The sequence below is a fragment of the Streptomyces ortus genome (assembly GCF_026341275.1).
Lineage (GTDB): Bacteria > Actinomycetota > Actinomycetes > Streptomycetales > Streptomycetaceae > Streptomyces > Streptomyces ortus.
This window is the reverse complement of sequence record NZ_JAIFZO010000002.1, coordinates 7,598,444-7,615,698: the sequence shown is the minus strand read 5'-3', so window position 1 is coordinate 7,615,698 and position 17,255 is coordinate 7,598,444. Positions and strand designations below refer to the sequence as shown.

Here is a 17,255-nt window from a genome sequence, read left to right as displayed (position 1 = left end):
CACACCAGCAGTCACTCGACCTGCGTCAGAGTCCCGGCTCGGGTCCCCAGTAAGAGGAGCCTCCGCCGCGCCACTCGATGAGCGGGGACACCGCAACCTCGTTCTCGTCGAACTCCAGCCCGGCGCGGCGCAGGAACTCGACGATGTCCGGGAGGTTCATGGCGGTGCCGATCGGCTCGCCGTGGACCGTCACGCGTCGGCCGCCGTCGCCGCGCGGCGGATGCACGAGTACTGCGGGGTGTTCGGACATGCTCTCAGCCTCACCCGGACCGCCCCCGCGCGCATCCGGGCGGGTCCGATGCCCACCGGATCGTCACCGGGCCTCTCAGCGACCCACACGGCGAGGCCCCGGACCGGCACGGCCCGGAACGGCCCGGAACGGATGGGCCCAGCCCCGCACGGCCCGGTACAGGGCAGCTCAGTACTCGATCGCCGGGAGCAGTCCCGTGACGGGGGCGGCGAGGTCGGTCACCTGGTGCAGCTGCTCCAGCTGGTAGAGGCCGTTCAGCTGGTTGAGGGACTGGATGCCGTCGGAGATCTTCGGGATCTTGTTCCGGTGCTCGACGGGGAGGTCGCTCACGGCGATCTGGTCGAGCTCCGCGATCGGGTCCAGTTTTGCCTTCTCGGGGACCGTGGCGGCGCCCGCTGACGGTACGGCGAGACCCGTGACGCTGATGGCGAGACCAACGGCGGCGACAATACGTCGTGTTGAGATCATGCTTTCAGCAACGGTGACAAGCTGCTCGCGGACACGGCTCCGCCCGCCCCCTCACCCGACAGGCGCATCGGTACGGCTGCGCTTGCCGGGACTCCCGTGCCGGAGGAGTCTCGGAGAAGAGGCCTCGCACGGCCCGCTCCGCACCGCGGGCCACGGCCTCATTCGCCAGTGGTCCACCAGGAGGTCTGCCATGGACGCCGAGGAATGACGCCGAGGGTCCGGATCACCTCCCGTCTGACCTGGACCTTCACGGCCCGGCTGAGCCCGGGCCCACCGACGCGGCCCCGGCCGGCTCGCGGGGCCGTCCGGCGCGTGCCCGCCGCACTCCTCCGATCGGCGGTCCGCTCGGCACTGCGGGCCGCGCGTCCCCGTCGGTGATCGCTTCGCCGACCTCCCGGGGCGGCGGTGGCTCAGTCGCCCGTTGTCCTGAAGTCGCGCAATAGTTTCCTTGTGGATGGTTTTTCTGATTACTACCTTCCTCGCCATGACAAAGACGAGTACGCCGCACGCCGCCCTCCCGGTGGTCGAGGTCACCGCCGCGGCACGTGAACTGGCCCGGGCCGGACGGTGGCAGCGCGCGTTATGCCTCCTCGACGCCACGGTCACCACCGAGCCGCGCGACCGGGCGGCTCTCGCACTCGCCGGCGCGCAGATCGCCCTGGAGCGCGACTGGTTCGGCGGTACGGACACGGCGGACGCCCGGATCGCCACCGCGGACTCCGCGATCGGCGGGCTCACCGAGCCGGTCGGGCGCTGGGACCTGGACTTCGTACGGCTGCGGCACGCGTACTTCCGGCTGCTGCTCGGCGACGGCGCCTTCCGGTTCGGGCCCGCCGGCAAGGACCCCGCCGAGCTGGCGGAACTGCGGCGGCGCGCGGACGAGTTGTGCGAACGGGCGGCCGACGACGTACGCCGGGGCTGGGCGCGGATGTACCTGGGGCTGATCGTCGACAACCTGTTCGCCGAACGGGACGAGGCACCCGCGCACTACGAACTCGCCCTGCACGCGGGGGAATCGGCCGACGACCTGCTGGCCCGCGAGGCGCTGCGCCACCTCGGCGACCACGACCACGACAACCTCGACCACGAGCGGGCGCGGCAGCGCTGGACCCGGGCGACCGCTCTCGGCGCCCGCGCCGGGAACGTCCCCGGGACCCTCTCCCAGCAGATGCTCCTGGCCGTCCTGGCCCGCGACACCGGCGACGAACCGGCCGCCACGGCCCTCGCCACGGAGGTCGCGCGCTGGGCCGGAGCGATCGGAGCCGTCCGCGTGGCGTCCCAGGCGACCGCGTTCCTGACGGGGACGGATCCCACCACCGGCCGCGGGAACGAGGGCTGAGGGCCGGGCGTAAACTGGCCGCAGGCCGTGACTGGCGCTGAGGTGGACCACCACCGGGGAGCGGCCCGACGCAACCGTCACCGCCGCGCGCCTGGGCATCTTCCACGACGCTCAGGAGCGACACATGTCCCAGGCCACAGCCACACTCATGGACGGCACCGGTCTCGCCCGGCGGATCGTCGAGGAGACGGCGAAGCAGGCGGCCGACCTCACCGGACGCACGGGCGTAACGCCCTGTCTCGCCACCGTGCTGGTGGGCGAGGACCCGGCGTCCGTCACCTACGTACGGATGAAGCAGAACCGTTCGCGCAAGGCGGGGATCGCCTCACGGCACGTGTCCCTGCCCGCCGCGACCACGACCGCCGAGCTGATCGGCACACTCACCGAGCTGTCCGCGGACCCCACCGTGCACGGCATCCTGCTCCAGCACCCGATGGGGCCCCACATCGACGAGCGGGCGGCCTTCGAGGCGATCGCCCCGCAGAAGGACGTCGACGGGGTGACCCTCGCCTCCTTCTCCGCGATGAGCTTCGGACTGCCCGGTTTCTCCTCGTGCACCCCGGGCGCGATCATGCGCCTCCTCGACGCGTACGACGTCGATCCGGCCGGCCGGCGTGCCGTGGTGGTGGGCCGCAGCGCGATCCTGGGCAGGCCGGTGGGCATGCTGCTGCTCGGCCGCGACGCCACGGTGACGTACTGCCACTCGCGCACCCCGGCCGGCGACCTGTCGGCGGTCCTGCGGGAGGCGGACATCGTGGTGGCCGCGGTGGGGCGTGCCCGGCTGATCCGCGGGGAGGACATCAAGCCGGGCGCGGTCGTCGTCGACGCCGGCTACAACGCCGGGAACGTGGGTGACGTCGACTTCGACGGCGCCCGTGAACGGGCCTCGCTGATCACCCCCGTGCCCGGTGGTGTCGGTCCGGTGACGATCGCCACGCTGCTGTCCCAGACCGTCGAGGCGGCCGTCCGGCAGACCGGCGCCTGATCAGGGGCGGGGACGTCAGCGGATCCACGCGCTGTACTCCATGACGTCCCCCGCCTCGACGCCGTACTCGGGCTCGTCGGCGGAGGCCGTGGACTCCAGGCCCAGTACGGCACCGGTGGCCGGGTCCATGATCAGCATCCGGCGGTAACCGGATCCGTCGTACACGTACGCCTGCCCGGGCCGGCCGAGGCGGTCGGTCACCCGGCCGACCGGCCTCAGCCCCTCCGCGTCCGCGAGGAGACGGGCGAGTGCGGCGTTCTCGCGGGCGCCGGGGGTCCAGGTGTCGAGGAGTACCGCGACGGCGTCCAGCAGTTCGGGGGTGGTCGGCGGGCCGTCGAGGTGCTGGGCCTCGCGCAGATATGCGCGCAGCCGCGCGGTGTCGTGCGGGGGCGGTGACTGGGGCGGGGCGTCGCTCCAGCTCGGCGGGAAGGTCTGCTCGCTGATGACGTGCCCGTCGTCGACGAGGCGCGGGCCGTCGTCCGCTTCGCCGAGCACCCGCCGGCCGGGGTGGCGCGGGTCGGTCGCGACGACCAGGACCGTGTGGCTGTCGTCGGCGTTCCAGCGCACGACGCGTTCCACGGGCAGCGTGATCGGCGGCTCGTTCTCCGACATGCCCACGCTCCACGACTGCACGTGCGTGCCCTTGCGCAGCCCCGCCGCCCCGTCGTCCCCCGCCTCCCGCTCTGCCAGCTCTGCCAGCCTGTCGAGGGGTACGGGAGTGGAGTCGGCCCGGACCACCAGCGGGCGGGGCGCGGCCACCGCCGGGGTGGTGTTCGGGCCCGCCAGGAGGAGAGCGGTGGCGGTCACGGCGATCACCACGGTGGCCGCGAGCGCCCAGAGGAGACGGGTACGGGTGCGCCACGGGCGGGGTCCGGTGCCCGCGCCGCCCGTCTCGGCACCCGCCTCAGCGCCCGCGTGCCCGCCCGCACTCGCGCTCGTATCCGCGCTCGTATCCGCGCTCGCGCTGGCCAGGAGGTGGGCCAGGTGGCTCTCGGCCCCGGGGCCCAGCGGGCCGTCGCCGAGACGGGGGTCGTCGGAGGGCACCGGGTCGGCTCGGCGCAGCAGTTCGAGTTCGTCAGCCATGGCCCTGCTCCTTCGGGGTGTCGCGGCGGGGCGTCCCGGGGTCCGCGGCCACGGCGCCCGGGGCCACCGTGATCCGCAGGCGGTCGATCTCGGTCCTGAGGCGGCGACGGGCCCGGTGCAGCCGCATCACCGCCGCCCGGCTGCCGCAGCCGAGGGCCACGGCGATCTCGTCGACCCCGAGTTCCTCCCAGGCGGTGAGCCGCAGCACCTCCTGGTCGGCCGGGGAGAGGCGGGCCAGCGCGTCGTGCACCCACTCGGCGGGCCGCTCGGAGCCGGGGCTGTCCACGATGTGCCGGCCGTGGGCGGTCTCGTCGTTCCCGAGCCTGTTCATCAGCCGCCGCCGGCGCCCGTAGCCGCGTACCGCGTTCGACAGGCAGTTGCGCGCCACGCCGTACAGCCAGGGAAGCGGGGACGCGGGCAGGTCGGACCGGCGCCGCCAGGCGACGGTGAAGACCTCCGCCACCACTTCCTCGACTTCGCTCGTCCGGCCGTCCAGTCGCCGCGCAACATAGCGGCTGACCGCCCAGTAGTGCTCGCGATAGGCAGCGGCGAAGATCTCGTCGTTGCTCATGTTGCGTATGTGTCCGGCAGGTCCGCGATCGTCACACCTGTTTCGGTGATCCTTGTCGCTCCGCTCACGTGTGACGTCGAAGGGGCGGACGGACACAGGCGGATCATGGAGAGCAACACTGTCACCCCGGCGCTCGCGCCCCCACGCCCGGGCCGCCGTCCCGGCCTCGCCGCCGTCCGGTGGCTGACCACCACGGACCACAAGACGATCGGCACGATGTACCTGGTCACGTCGTTCGCGTTCTTCTGCGTCGGTGGCGTCATGGCGCTGCTGATGCGCGCCGAACTGGCCCGTCCCGGCACGCAGATCATGTCGAACGAGCAGTTCAACCAGGCGTTCACGATGCACGGCACGATCATGCTGCTGATGTTCGCGACGCCGCTGTTCGCGGGCTTCGCCAACTGGATCATGCCGCTGCAGATCGGCGCGCCCGACGTGGCGTTCCCGCGGCTGAACATGTTCGCCTACTGGCTGTACCTGTTCGGCTCGCTCATCGCGGTCGGTGGCTTCCTCACCCCGCAGGGCGCGGCGGACTTCGGCTGGTTCGCCTACAGCCCGCTCTCGGACGCGGTCCGCTCGCCGGGCATCGGCGCCGACATGTGGATCATGGGTCTGGCCTTCTCCGGCTTCGGCACCATCCTCGGCGCGGTCAACTTCATCACCACCATCATCTGCATGCGCGCCCCCGGCATGACGATGTTCCGTATGCCGATCTTCGTGTGGAACGTGCTGCTCACCGCGGTCCTGGTGCTGCTCGCCTTCCCCGTGCTCGCCGCCGCGCTGTTCGCGCTGGAGGCGGATCGGAAATTCGGCGCGCACATCTTCGATGCGGCGAACGGTGGAGCGTTGCTGTGGCAGCACTTGTTCTGGTTCTTCGGCCATCCGGAGGTGTACATCATCGCGTTGCCGTTCTTCGGCATCATCTCCGAGGTCATTCCGGTCTTCTCCCGCAAGCCGATGTTCGGCTACATGGGCCTGATCGGCGCGACCATCGCCATCGCGGGTCTGTCCGTGACGGTGTGGGCGCACCACATGTACGTCACCGGCGGTGTGCTGCTGCCGTTCTTCTCCTTCATGACGTTCCTCATCGCCGTACCGACCGGCGTGAAGTTCTTCAACTGGATCGGCACGATGTGGCGGGGCTCGCTGTCCTTCGAGACGCCGATGCTGTGGGCGACCGGTTTTCTCGTCACGTTCGTGTTCGGTGGTCTGACCGGTGTCATCCTGGCGTCGCCGACGATGGACTTCCACGTCTCGGACTCGTACTTCGTGGTCGCACACTTCCACTACGTGATATTCGGCACGGTCGTGTTCGCGATGTTCTCCGGCTTCCACTTCTGGTGGCCGAAGTTCACCGGCAAGATGCTCGACGAACGCCTCGGAAAAGTCACCTTCTGGACGCTGTTCATCGGCTTCCACGGGACGTTCCTCGTCCAGCACTGGCTGGGCGCGAACGGAATGCAGCGCAGGATTCCCGACTATCTGGCCGTGGAGGGATTCACGTTCCTCAACACGGTCTCCAGTATCTTCTCCTTCGTCCTCGGGTTGTCCCTGCTGCCGTTCTTCTACAACATCTGGAAGACGGCGAAGTACGGCGAGAAGGTCGAGGTCGACGACCCGTGGGGGTACGGCCGTTCGCTGGAGTGGGCCACGTCCTGCCCGCCGCCGCGGCACAACTTCGTCGTTCTGCCGCGGATTCGTTCGGAGTCTCCGGCGTTCGATCTGCACCACCCTGAGATCGGGTAGGGCAACGGACTGCGCAGTTCCCCGCGCCCCTGAAAGACTAAGGATTGCGCCGTTCCCCGCGCCCCTGAAAAGCCAAAAGATTGCGCCGTTCCCCGCGCCCCTGAAAAGCCAAAAGATTGCGCAGTTCCCCGCGCCCCTTTGAGGGTGCGGGGAACTGCGCGGTGGTCAGGTCACCGTGATGTGGACCGTCATCTCGTCGGACCCTGCCGTGCCCGCCGTCTCCACGGTGATCCCCGTCCACTTGCCGTCGGGCAGGTTGAGCGGGGGCTCCGTCCTCTCGCCGACCGTGTTGCGGTCCCCGAACGGGTACAGGTCGTCGCTGTCGCCCCGGTTCCCCCGGCCGAACATCCGTGAGAGGTCGCCCCGGCCGTCGGCCTGAAGGAGCTCGATGGCGAGGTTCTGCTCGTCGTTGACGTTGTCGATCGACTCGTCGACGACGTACACCGCGATCCCCTCGTCGGGCAGGAAGGCGTCCTGCCCCCGGCGACGGCGGTACTCGACGAGGACGTACTGGCTGTCGGACATCGTCTCGGGGTTCTGCACGAACACCGCCCCGCCGTCCTCCGCGGCGGGCCGCAGCCGGATGTCGCGGGTGGTCTTGTTCACCACCTGGGGCTCGATCCAGCCGTGGAACATCCGCAGCATGGCCGTCGGGAACACCGGCGTCAGCCCGCCGTTGCCCCAGGAACCGCCGGACATGAGGCAGTAGTTGCCGAGCCCGGCCGACCGGGTCAGCTGCTGCTGTCCGGTGTCGTAGTAGTCGGCCCAGCGCGCCGCGAGGTGCCCCCACTCATGGGCGCAGACTCCGACGGCGCAGTCCTCGGGCACGGTCAGGAACGTGCGCACGGACAGGCCGGGCGCGACCTCGACACCGTCGGGGATCGTCCACTTGAGGCTCCACAGGTCGCCGCGCTGGGTCGTCTGCTCGGCGCCGCGTCCCGCGTGGATGATGAACAGGGCGGTGACGGCGCCCTCGCCGAGCGCGTCGAAGGACGTGAAGTCGACCCCGGCGGCCTGGGCCGCCAGTACGGCGTCGCGCGCCAGTCCCTGGGTGTTGCGCGGGAAGGTGGCGTTCATGCCCGAGTTGCCGTCGGCGTAGAACGACAGCGGCTGCGGCATCCGGAACCAGCCGTGCACCGCGCCCTCGATGTCGATGCCGGTGCTGGGCGAGGTGTCGAAGCCGCTGACCTGCCGGTAGAAGGAGCGCATGCTGCCGCTCGGGAACTCGTCCAGGCCGAAGAGCATGCTGTCGTAGTGGCCTGGCCCGTGGTCGACCTCGTGCGGCTGGTCGGGGAAGTCGACGAGCAGCACCAGCGTCCTTACGGTGCCCCGGAGTTGGGTCGTGGGCCGGGTGATGAGCTGCTTGTCGGTGCTGGGGCCGGGGTCGGTGGCTCCGTCGTCCAGGCCGACGAGGTTCTCGCCCCTCCGGCCCGCGCGCCAGACGGAGTAGTACTCCTCGAAGGTGGTGTTCCTGGGCAGGCGGCGTTCCTTGGTCAGTTCGAGATAGCGGGCGTACAGCTGTGCCAGGGCCTGCGGCGACAGCGGTACGGGGCAGGCGGCGGCACAGTCGTGTGCCGGGCGGACAGGGCTGAGCGTATGACGCATCAGGCACCCCCTTCAGGGGACGAACCCCTCTTTGCCGGATACGGAGGATCCAGAGAAAACCGACCCTGATGGGGTCTTACGCCCTCTCATATCCGGGGGTGCCCGCCCTGTCAACGTCCTTCCGACGCAAGGCCGTTGAGGCCGTCGAAGTGGAACTCCGCCGTCCTGCGCCTACCCCTGCCCCCGCGTCGCCGCCGTCAGCCCGCCGTGGTCGCCGCCCAGTTCGCGAGCTCGGCCCGTGCGGCGTTCAGCAGCGTCGTGGACGGGGTGCTAGCGCCGTTGGTGACCAGGGCGTAGTGCAGGACGCCCGAGTCCGCGGCGGTCAGCAGGAGGCGGCGGCTGCCCGTGCCGCCCGGTTCGCGCGCGGCGGCGATCGGGGTGGTCCTGGTGTAGGCGGGCGGCGAGGCCGTCACCCCGAGGTCCGAGACGACCGTGGTGGAGGCGGTCGGGAAGGAGGCGGGGAGGTGCAGTTCGGTGGGTTCGGCGCTGCCGTCCGAGCGCCACACCTGGAGCGCGTACTGGCCGGAGCCGACCAGTTCCGCCACGCGCGGCAGGGAACCGGGGACCGGGTTCCAGGTGAGGGTGGTGGAGCCGTCCCGCGACCGGTCCTCGTAGGTGAAGGCGACCGTCTTCCCCGCCGTCGCGCTCGGGTAGATCCGGTCGAGGAGCCGGGCGTCCTGGCGCAGCACGGCCGTCCCGGAGTCGTCGAGGCGTACGGCGGAGAGGTCCTCGTCGTTCCAGGCGTCACCGGTGGTGAGCACCTTGTCGGGGTTGCCGTTCATCAGCTCGCGGTGACGGCCGTTGTAGATGTCCCACTGCCACTGCGAGCCGGACAGGACGGGACCCGACCGGGTGGGGCTGGTCCACCAACTGCCGCCCTTCACGCGGGAGTCGAGGGCCTGGTACATGGCCTTGAGGACGGTCGGCGCCTTGTCGGAGACGGTGCCGGAGAGGGGGTGGCCGAACTCGCTGACGACGGCCGTCGTGCCGGTGGCGGTGGCCCGGTCGCGCACGGTGCCGAAGTCGCCGGCGTACTGTCCGTTCTCCGCCTTGCCCCACATGAAGACGCCCGAGATCGCCTTCTGGTCGTAGAAGTGGGTGTTGAAGACATAGCGCGGGCCGAGCGTGCCCGCGTCGAGGAGGCCGCCCTCCTGCTTCTGGAAGTCGATGTTGGCGTTCCAGAAGAGGTTCGGCTCGACGAAGGCCGGCTTGTCCTGCCAGCCGGCCGCGTCCATCCGCGCCCGGAACTGCACATAGAACGGCCAGAGCACGTCCTTCTCCCAGGCCCGGCTCGTCTGACCCGAGTCGTAGACACCGGCGTGCGGTTCGTTGTACGGGTCGAAGCCGACGACCCCCGCGAACTGGGCGTCGGTCAGGTGCTGTTCGACGTACGCCATGGTGGTCTGCGCGGTGCTGAGGAAGGCGTCCTGGAGGCCGAACGCGTTGTGCCAGAAGTCGTACGACGCCTTGGTGACGGCCGCGTTCGAGGTGATGTTCTGGCCCCAGAAGGGGCAGATGCCGCAGTACTCGTCGGGGTAGTCCCCCGCGTCGACGGCCCACTTGGGGGCGCCGTCGCCCGTGTACCAGCTGTCGGGGTCGAAGAGGTGGCGCGAGTAGAGGTCCTGGTGGAAGTCGGGGTAGATCCGGATCCCGGCGTCCAGGAAGGCCCGCATCTGGTCGGTGGCGGCGGCCAGGTAGGCGGTGTCGACCTGGCCGCGCACCGGTTCGGCGTACGCCCAGGAGAGCAGGAAGCGCACCGAGTTGCCGCCGCCGAGGGCGCGCAGCGCGGTCGCCGACTTCCTGGCGTCGGCGACCGAGGCGAACGGAAGGCCGCGGTTCTCCGCGAGCTTCGTCTCGCCGGAGACGTTGTAGCCGCGCAGCACGACCTCGCGGCCGAGCCCGTCGGTGAAGCGGCCGTTCTGGACCGTGAGGGTCGCGGCGGCGGCCGGGTCGAACCACAGGTCGTCGGGGAGGGCGGTGGCGGACTGGGCTCCCGTGGTCGACAGGAGACCGGTCAGGAGGACGAGGACGCCGAGCAGATGCACACGCAACTTCGACATGTACACAACAGTCCCGTGCGCCTCTTCCGCCCGTCAAGCCTCCTGACTTGAGAGTAAGTCAGCTTTCGCAAGCAACGGATTAACGCTCAACAAAGCCTGTCCGGGCACTCGCCCCTCCCCGGACCCGGTTCTAGAGTGACGTCCATCACGTCCGGTGGCTGATGTCCCACACGCTGATGTCCCACACCCCTCGCACGGTTCCCTGGGAGGGCACATGACCCGAATCTCGGTGACGGTGGACGGCACGAAGTACGAGGACGAGGTCGAACCCCGTCTTCTGCTGGTCCACTACCTGCGCGACCGGCTGGGCCTCACCGGCACCCCCGTCGGCTGCGACACCTCCAACTGCGGGGCCTGCACGGTCGACCTCGACGGCATGACCGCGAAGAGCTGCTCGGTGCTCGCGGTCCAGGCCGACGGGAGCGAGGTGACCACCGTCCAGGGACTCGCGGTGAACGGCGAGTGGCATCCCCTCCAGAAGGCGTTCCACCGGCGGCACGCCCTGCAGTGCGGCTACTGCACCCCCGGCATGATCATGGCCGCGCGCGACCTCCTCAGGGAGAACCCGGCGCCGAGCGCCGACGAGGTACGCCACGCGCTGGAGGGCAACCTCTGCCGCTGCACCGGCTACCAGAACATCGTCCGCGCGGTCCTCGACGCCGCCGACGCCACCGAGCCCCCGGCCCGGGAGGTGGCCCCGTGAGCGAGCGGACCGGCGAGCGCGAGGTCGGGCGGTCCCGCCCCCGCAAGGAGGACGCGCGGCTCGTCACCGGACAGACCAACTGGACCGACAACATCGGGGTCACCGGGCTGCTGCACCTGGCGGTCCTGCGCAGCCCGATGGCACACGCCCGCATCGAGCGGATCGATGTCGCACCCGCCCTCGAACGGCCCGGTGTGGTCGCCGCGTTCACCGGCCGCGACCTCGCCGAGGACCTTGCCTCGCTGCCGTGCGCGTGGCCGGTGACGGAGGACATCGTCCTGCCCGGCCATCCGGCCGTGGCGGTCGACGAGGTCAGGTACGCGGGCGATCCGGTGGCGGTCGTCGTGGCCCGCGACCGGTACACGGCCGCTGACGCGCTGGAAGCGATCGAGGTCGACTACGAACCGCTGCCCCCGGTGCTCGACCTGGAAGCCGCGCTCGCGGACGACGCCTCACTGGTCCACGCGGACAAGGGGACCAACCGCTGCTATGTGTGGCCGCTGGCCACGGGTGAGAGCTACCAGACGGTCAGGGAACGCGCGGACGTCGTCCTGCACCGCCGCTACCACCAGCAGCGGCTCATCCCCAACGCCATGGAACCGCGCTCGGTCGTCGTCACCCCGCTCGCCGCGTCCGGCGAGTACACCGTGTATTCGGCGACCCAGATCCCGCACGTCCTGCGCGTGATGCTCGCCATGGTCACCGGCATCCCCGAGCACAAACTGCGCGTGGTCGCCCCCGACGTCGGCGGCGGCTTCGGCTCGAAACTGCAGGTGTACGGGGAGGAGGTGATCGCCCTCGACCTCGCCCGGCGGCTGGGCCGGCCCGTCAAGTGGACCGAGTCGCGCTCCGAGGGCTACCTCGCCACCCACCACGGGCGCGGCCAGATCCAGGACATCGAGGTCGCCGCGACCGGCGAGGGCAAACTGCTCGGCCTCAAGGTCGACCTGCTCGCCGACATGGGCGCCTATCTGATGCTCGTCACGCCGGGCATCCCGATCCTCGGCGCCTTCATGTATCCGGCGATCTACAAGATGGACGCCTACCAGTTCACCTGCACCGGTGTGTTCACGACCCGGACGCCCACGGACGCGTACCGGGGTGCCGGGCGCCCGGAGGCCACGTACGCCATCGAACGGATCATGGACGAGCTGGCCGTCGAAGTGGGCCTCGATCCGGTGGAGTTGCGGCGCCGGAACTGGATCGGGCACGAGGAGTTCCCGTACACGTCGATCGCCGGGCTGACCTACGACAGCGGCAACTACGAGGCCGCCACCGACAAGGCGCTCGCCCTCTTCGGGTACGACGAACTGCGGGCCGAGCAGGCCAAGCGCAACGAGAGCGGTGACTCGGTCCGGCTCGGCATCGGGGTGTCCACGTACACCGAGATGTGCGGGCTCGCGCCGAGCCGGGTGCTGCGGGATCTGCGGTACGGGGCCGGCGGCTGGGAGGCGGCGAGCATCCGGATGCTGCCCACCGGCAAGGTCGAGGTGGTCACCGGGACCAGCCCGCACGGACAGGGGCACGAGACCTGCTGGAGCCAGATCGCCGCCGACGTGCTCGGGGTGCCCTTCGAGGACGTGCAGGTCGTGCACGGCGACACCAGGTCGGCGCCGCAGGGCATGGACACCTACGGGTCGCGGTCGCTGGTCGTGGGAGGTGCGGCGGTCCATCACGCGGCGGAGAAGGTGGTCGAGAAGGCACGGAAGGTCGCCGCCCACCTGCTGGAGGCCGACGAGCGCGACCTCGACTTCACCGACGGCGTGTTCTCGGTGAAGGGGTCGCCCGAGGAGCGCAGGACGATCCAGGAGGTCGCCTTCGAGACGTTCTCCTCGCACGACCTGCCCGACGGCATGGAACCGACCATCAACGCCGAGCATCTCCTCGACCCGGAGAACTTCTCCTACCCGCACGGCACCCACCTGTGCGCGGTCGAGGTCGACACGGAGACCGGCCGGACCGCGATCCGCTCGTACGTCTGCGTGGACGACGTCGGCAAGGTGGTCAATCCGGTGATCGTCGAGGGCCAGGTGCACGGCGGACTGGCCCAGGGCATCGGGCAGGCGCTCTACGAGGAGGCCGTCTACGACGACGAGGGCAACCTCGTGTCGGGCACCATGGCCGACTACCTGGTGCCCGGCGCACCGGACCTGCCCGAGTTCACGACCGACCGCACGGAGACGCCCGCCACCTCGAATCCGCTCGGGGTCAAGGGAGTCGGGGAGGCGGGGACGATCGCCTCCACGCCCGCCGTCGTCAACGCGATCGTGGACGCGCTGCGGCCCCTGGGCGTCCACGACGTACGCATGCCGTGCTCACCGGGGCGTGTCTGGGAGGCCCTGCGGTCCGCGCAGTCGGACCGGTCCGGGTGGGAAGGAGCTGAGAGGTCATGATTCCTCCGGCATTCGAGTACGTACGCCCCACGAGCGTCGACGACGCCGTCCGTACGCTCGCCGGGACGGGTGAGGACGCGAAGGTGCTGGCCGGCGGACAGAGTCTGCTGCCGTTGCTGCGGCTGCGGCTCGCCTTCCCCGAACTGGTCGTCGACGTGGGCCGGATCCCCGGGCTGCGCGGGGTCCGCGAAGAGGGCGACGCGCTGGTCATCGGCGCGCTGACCACCCACCACGACGTCATCGCCGACCCGCTGGTCCGCCGTTACGCGGGCCTGCTCGCCGCCGCGGCGGCCACGGTCGCCGACCCGGCCATCCGCCATCGGGGCACCCTCGGCGGCTCGCTCGCCCACGCCGATCCCGGCGGCGACCTGCCCGCGGTGGCGCTCGCGCTGGACGCGGAACTGGTCGCGGCGGGTCCGGGCGGCCGGCGGAGCATCCCCGCCCGGGAGTTCTTCGTCGACTTCCTGCAGAGCGCCCTGCGGCCGGACGAGCTGCTGGTGGAGGTGCGGGTCCCGAAGACCGGCGAGTCCGACGGCTGGGGCTTCCACTACGAGAAGTTCAGCCGGGTGGCGCAGGCCTGGGCCATGGTCGGCGTGGCGGCACTCGTGCGGCGCGAGGACGGACACATCGCGCAGGCCCGGATCGGCCTCACCAACATGGGGCCCACTCCCCTGCGGGCCTCGGCCGCCGAGGAGGCGCTGGCGGGTGCGGGTCCCGACGGGGTGGCACGGGCCGCGCAGTCGGCGGCCGAGGGGACCCGGCCGGCCGCCGACCCGGCGGCCTCCGCCGAGTACCGGGAGCATCTGGCACGGGTGCTCACGCGGCGTTCGGTGCTGGCCGCCGCGGGGATGGGGTGAGGCCGATCGCACGCCAGGAGCAGGAGGAGGGCCGGGTCGCGGGCGGAGGCGGCGCGGGATCCGTGTGGCCGGCCGGGCCCGACGACGTGCGGGCCCGGCTCGAAGAGAGCGGGTATCTCGTCGACGACGGACTGGCGGTCGCCTGTTTCCTGGCACTCAGACTGCGGCGGCCGGTCTTCTGCGAGGGCGACGCGGGCGTGGGCAAGACCGCGCTCGCGTCGGCCCTCGCCACCGCGCTCGGCGCTCCGCTGATCCGCCTCCAGTGCTACGAGGGCATCGACGCCTCCCAGGCGCTGTACGACTGGGACTTCCCGCGCCAGTTGCTGCATCTGCGGGCGGCCGAGGCGGCCGGGATCACCGACGCGGACCGGCTGGAGGGCGAACTGTACGGGCGCCGCTTCCTGATCGCCCGGCCGCTGCTGCGAGCGCTGGAGACCCGGTCGTGCGTGCTGCTCGTCGACGAGATCGACCGTGCCGACGACGAGTTCGAGGCCTTCCTTCTGGAGCTGCTGTCCGAGTACACGGTGACGATCCCCGAACTGGGCACACTGCGCGCGCAGTCGCCGCCGGTCGTGGTGCTCACCTCCAACCGGACCCGCGAGGTGCACGACGCGCTGAAGCGGCGCTGCCTCTACCACTGGTTCGACCACCCCGGCTTCGCCCGCGAGCTCGCCATCGTGCGGCGGCGGGTGCCGGCCGCGTCGGCGCGGCTCGCCGAGCAGGTGACGACGCTGGTACAGGCGTTGCGGGCGCAGGAGCTGGTCAAGCCGCCGGGGGTCGCGGAGACCATCGACTGGGCGGAGGCGATGGCCGCGCTGGGCGCCACGGAGGCCGACGCGGAGCTGGCGGTGGCCACGCTGGGCTCTGTGTTGAAGTACCGGGAGGACCTGGAGCGGGCCCGCGGGCTCGACCTGACGGCGCTGCTGGCGGTGCGCGGGACGTGAGCCGGGACAGGGCGCGGGAGACCGGTGCGCGAGGAGCTGTCGACGCGTCCGCCGTGCTCGTCGGCTTCGCCCGTGCCCTGCGGGCCGCCGGGATCGACGCCGGCCCCGACCGCGTACAGGCGCTGATCGGTGCGCTCGCTGCGCTGCGGCCCGGGGTGCGGTCCGACGTGTACTGGTCGGGGCGGCTCACCCTGTGCGGGAGCCGGGACGACCTGGAGCGGTACGACCGGGTGTTCGCGGCCTACTTCGGGGGCGCGGGCACCGGGGGCAGGGCGGTGCGCGCCGCTCCCGCCACACGGCTGAGGGTGACCGTGCGGGAGGCCGGACCCGTCCCCCGCGGCGGCGGTGAGGGCGAGCGGGACGGCGTACCCGCGGCGGTTCTCGCGAGCTCGGCCGAGGTGTTGCGGCACCGGGACTTCGCGGGGCTCACCGAGGCGGAACGGGGTCAACTGCGGCGGCTGCTCGCCGCGTTCGCACCGCGTGGGGAGCTTCGGCGTACCGCGCGGCTGCGGCCGGCCCGGCGCGGGGCCGTCGATCCCCGCCGTACCGTGCGGGAGATGCTGCGGCGGGGCGGTGAGCCCGCGCCACCGCTGCGCAGGGCGCGGGCCGCCCGGCCGCGGCGGCTGGTGCTGCTGGTGGACGTGAGCGGTTCCATGGCGGCGTACGCGGACGCGCTGCTGCGGTTCGCACACGCCGCGGCGCACGGCGGCCGGGCGCCCACGGAGGTGTTCACGATCGGTACGCGGCTGACGCGGGTCACCCGTGAGCTGGCGCACCGCGACCCCGGCACCGCGCTGGCCGCGGTCGCGGCGGCCGTACCCGACTGGCGTGGCGGCACCCGGCTCGGCGAGCTGCTGCGGGACTTCCTCGACCGGTGGGGGCAGCGCGGGATGGCACGCGGCGCGGTGGTCGTCGTGCTGTCGGACGGCTGGGAGCGTGGCGATCCGGAACCGCTCGCCGCCCAGATGCGACGCTTGCACCGGCTCGCGCACCGGGTGATCTGGGCCAATCCGCGCAAGGCCCGTCCCGGATACGCGCCCGTGGCCGCCGGTATGGCGGCGGCACTGCCGAGCGTGGACGCGTTCGTCGAGGGCCACAGTCTGGCCGCGCTGGAACGTCTGGCCGCGGTGGTGAGAGGAGCGGACCATGCGTGAGATCCTCCCGGCACTGGGCCGGTGGTACGCGGAGGGCTCCCCGTTCGGGCTCGCCACCGTCGTCGCCGTCAGCCGCAGCGCGCCCCGGGACCCGGGCGCCTCCATGGCCGTCGGCCCCGGTGACGAGGTCGTGGGCAGTGTGTCCGGCGGCTGTGTCGAGGGCGCGGTGTACGAGCTGGCGCGGGAGGTCGTCGGGGCGGGCGAGGTCCGGCTCGAGACCTTCGGGTACAGCGACGCGGACGCGTTCGCCGTCGGGCTGACCTGCGGCGGGGAGATCACCCTCCTCGTACGGCCCGTGACGGCCGCCCTCGACCCGTCCTTCGGGGCGGTTGCGGAGTCGGTGGCCGCGGGCCGCCCGGTGACCGTGGCGACGGTGCTCGACGGCCCGGCCCGGCGCGGCGCGACCCTCGCCGTCTGGGCGGACGAGGTGTCCGGCACGCTCGGCACGAGTGGCCTGGACGTGGCGGTGACCGCCGACGCGCGGGGCGAACTGGCCCTGGGAGCCACCGGCCGCCGGCACTACGGCCCGCACGGCGAGCGGCGCGAGGACGCGGTGACGGTCTTCCTGCACTCCTTCGCTCCCCCGCCGCGCATGCTGGTCTTCGGGGCGATCGACTACGCGGCGGCGGTGGCCCGCATCGGGGACTTTCTGGGCTACCGGGTCACCGTGTGCGACGCGCGGCCCGTCTTCGCCACCCCGAAGCGCTTCCCGCCGGGCGTCGAGGTCGTCGTCGAGTGGCCGCACCGCTTTCTGCGGCAAACGGACACCGACGAGCGCACGGTGATCTGCGTCCTCACCCACGATCCCAAGTTCGATGTGCCGCTCCTGGAGGAGGCGCTGCGCCGCCCGGCCGCGTACATCGGGGCGATGGGCAGCCGGCGCACGCACGACGACCGGATGAAACGGCTGCGCGACGGCGGGCTCGACGGGGCCGAACTGGCCCGGCTGCGCTCGCCGGTCGGCCTGGACCTCGGGGCGCGTACGCCCGAGGAGGTGGCCGTGTCCGTCGCCGCGGAGATCGTCGCGCTGCGCTGGGGCGGCAGCGGCGCGCCGCTGGCGGCGACGCACGGGGAGATCCACCCGCGGCGGCAGTGAA

At 71.7% G+C, this 17,255-nt stretch carries 14 protein-coding genes, 1 pseudogene and 1 riboswitch; of the genes and pseudogenes, 9 read left to right on the top strand and 6 right to left on the bottom strand.

Features of this window, described 5'->3' with window-relative positions; genetic code table 11:
• Positions 1 to 25 precede the first annotated feature (25 nt).
• Together K3769_RS36295 and K3769_RS36290 are read right to left on the bottom strand one after the other, a co-directional pair.
• Complete coding sequence (locus tag K3769_RS36295) at positions 26 to 250, bottom strand: hypothetical protein (RefSeq protein ID WP_267030464.1); 225 nt, start codon at positions 248 to 250, stop codon at positions 26 to 28.
• 168 nt (positions 251 to 418) lie between these two features.
• The gene (locus tag K3769_RS36290; protein WP_267030463.1) at positions 419 to 718 is read right to left on the bottom strand and encodes a hypothetical protein; all 300 of its coding nucleotides are present in this window, start codon (positions 716 to 718) and stop codon (positions 419 to 421) included.
• 484 nt (positions 719 to 1,202) lie between these two features.
• Between K3769_RS36290 and K3769_RS36285 the strand changes: the two genes are divergently transcribed.
• Both K3769_RS36285 and K3769_RS36280 read left to right on the top strand, forming a co-directional pair.
• Positions 1,203 to 2,057 (top strand): hypothetical protein, encoded by an 855-nt coding sequence (locus tag K3769_RS36285; protein ID WP_267030462.1) that lies wholly within the window; start codon positions 1,203 to 1,205, stop codon positions 2,055 to 2,057.
• A 17-nt stretch (positions 2,058 to 2,074) separates the two neighbouring features.
• Positions 2,075 to 2,161: riboswitch (ZMP/ZTP riboswitch) on the top strand.
• 20 nt (positions 2,162 to 2,181) lie between these two features.
• Positions 2,182 to 3,042: a bifunctional 5,10-methylenetetrahydrofolate dehydrogenase/5,10-methenyltetrahydrofolate cyclohydrolase gene (locus tag K3769_RS36280; protein ID WP_267030461.1), complete on the top strand. Its 861-nt coding sequence runs from the start codon at positions 2,182 to 2,184 to the stop codon at positions 3,040 to 3,042.
• A gap of 15 nt (positions 3,043 to 3,057) precedes the next feature.
• Here K3769_RS36280 and K3769_RS36275 read toward each other — a convergent pair whose 3' ends face one another.
• Positions 3,058 to 4,125 carry a CU044_5270 family protein gene (locus K3769_RS36275; protein ID WP_267030460.1) on the bottom strand — a complete coding sequence of 356 codons (1,068 nt, stop codon included), beginning with the start codon at positions 4,123 to 4,125 and terminating at the stop codon, positions 3,058 to 3,060.
• Positions 4,118 to 4,696, bottom strand: coding sequence for an RNA polymerase sigma factor (locus tag K3769_RS36270; protein ID WP_267030459.1), 579 nt, complete (start codon positions 4,694 to 4,696; stop codon positions 4,118 to 4,120). The genes K3769_RS36275 and K3769_RS36270 overlap by 8 nt, the downstream gene beginning before the upstream one ends.
• 105 nt (positions 4,697 to 4,801) lie before the next feature.
• Here K3769_RS36270 and ctaD point away from each other — a divergent pair.
• A pseudogene (gene ctaD, locus K3769_RS36265) lies at positions 4,802 to 6,436 on the top strand (aa3-type cytochrome oxidase subunit I); the annotation flags it as partial.
• A gap of 171 nt (positions 6,437 to 6,607) precedes the next feature.
• Here the strand turns inward: ctaD and K3769_RS36260 are convergent.
• Together K3769_RS36260 and K3769_RS36255 are read right to left on the bottom strand one after the other, a co-directional pair.
• Positions 6,608 to 8,047 (bottom strand): M6 family metalloprotease domain-containing protein, encoded by a 1,440-nt coding sequence (locus K3769_RS36260; protein ID WP_267030457.1) that lies wholly within the window; start codon positions 8,045 to 8,047, stop codon positions 6,608 to 6,610.
• A gap of 197 nt (positions 8,048 to 8,244) precedes the next feature.
• Complete coding sequence (locus K3769_RS36255) at positions 8,245 to 10,107, bottom strand: glycoside hydrolase family 5 protein (RefSeq protein WP_267030456.1); 1,863 nt, start codon at positions 10,105 to 10,107, stop codon at positions 8,245 to 8,247.
• Positions 10,108 to 10,321: 214 nt separating this feature from the next.
• On the opposite strand from K3769_RS36255, the gene K3769_RS36250 reads away from it, so the two are divergent.
• Genes K3769_RS36250 through K3769_RS36225 form a run of 6 tightly spaced genes read left to right on the top strand, consistent with a single transcriptional unit; the run spans position 10,322 to position 17,254 of the window.
• Complete coding sequence (locus K3769_RS36250; protein ID WP_267030455.1) at positions 10,322 to 10,810, top strand: (2Fe-2S)-binding protein; 489 nt, start codon at positions 10,322 to 10,324, stop codon at positions 10,808 to 10,810.
• A complete protein-coding gene (locus tag K3769_RS36245) occupies positions 10,807 to 13,203 on the top strand; it encodes a xanthine dehydrogenase family protein molybdopterin-binding subunit (protein ID WP_267030454.1) in 2,397 nt (798 codons plus the stop codon). Before K3769_RS36250 ends, K3769_RS36245 begins: the two co-directional genes overlap by 4 nt.
• Positions 13,200 to 14,060, top strand: coding sequence for an FAD binding domain-containing protein (locus tag K3769_RS36240; protein WP_267030453.1), 861 nt, complete (start codon positions 13,200 to 13,202; stop codon positions 14,058 to 14,060). The genes K3769_RS36245 and K3769_RS36240 overlap by 4 nt, the downstream gene beginning before the upstream one ends.
• Entirely contained in the window at positions 14,057 to 15,004 is a 948-nt protein-coding gene (locus K3769_RS36235) for an AAA family ATPase (RefSeq protein WP_435369368.1), read from the top strand. The genes K3769_RS36240 and K3769_RS36235 overlap by 4 nt, the downstream gene beginning before the upstream one ends.
• Entirely contained in the window at positions 15,001 to 16,158 is a 1,158-nt protein-coding gene (locus tag K3769_RS36230; protein WP_267030452.1) for a vWA domain-containing protein, read from the top strand. Before K3769_RS36235 ends, K3769_RS36230 begins: the two co-directional genes overlap by 4 nt.
• On the top strand, positions 16,151 to 17,254 hold the full coding sequence (locus K3769_RS36225; protein ID WP_267030451.1) for an XdhC family protein: 1,104 nt from the start codon (positions 16,151 to 16,153) through the stop codon (positions 17,252 to 17,254). The genes K3769_RS36230 and K3769_RS36225 overlap by 8 nt, the downstream gene beginning before the upstream one ends.
• Position 17,255 lies beyond the last annotated feature (1 nt).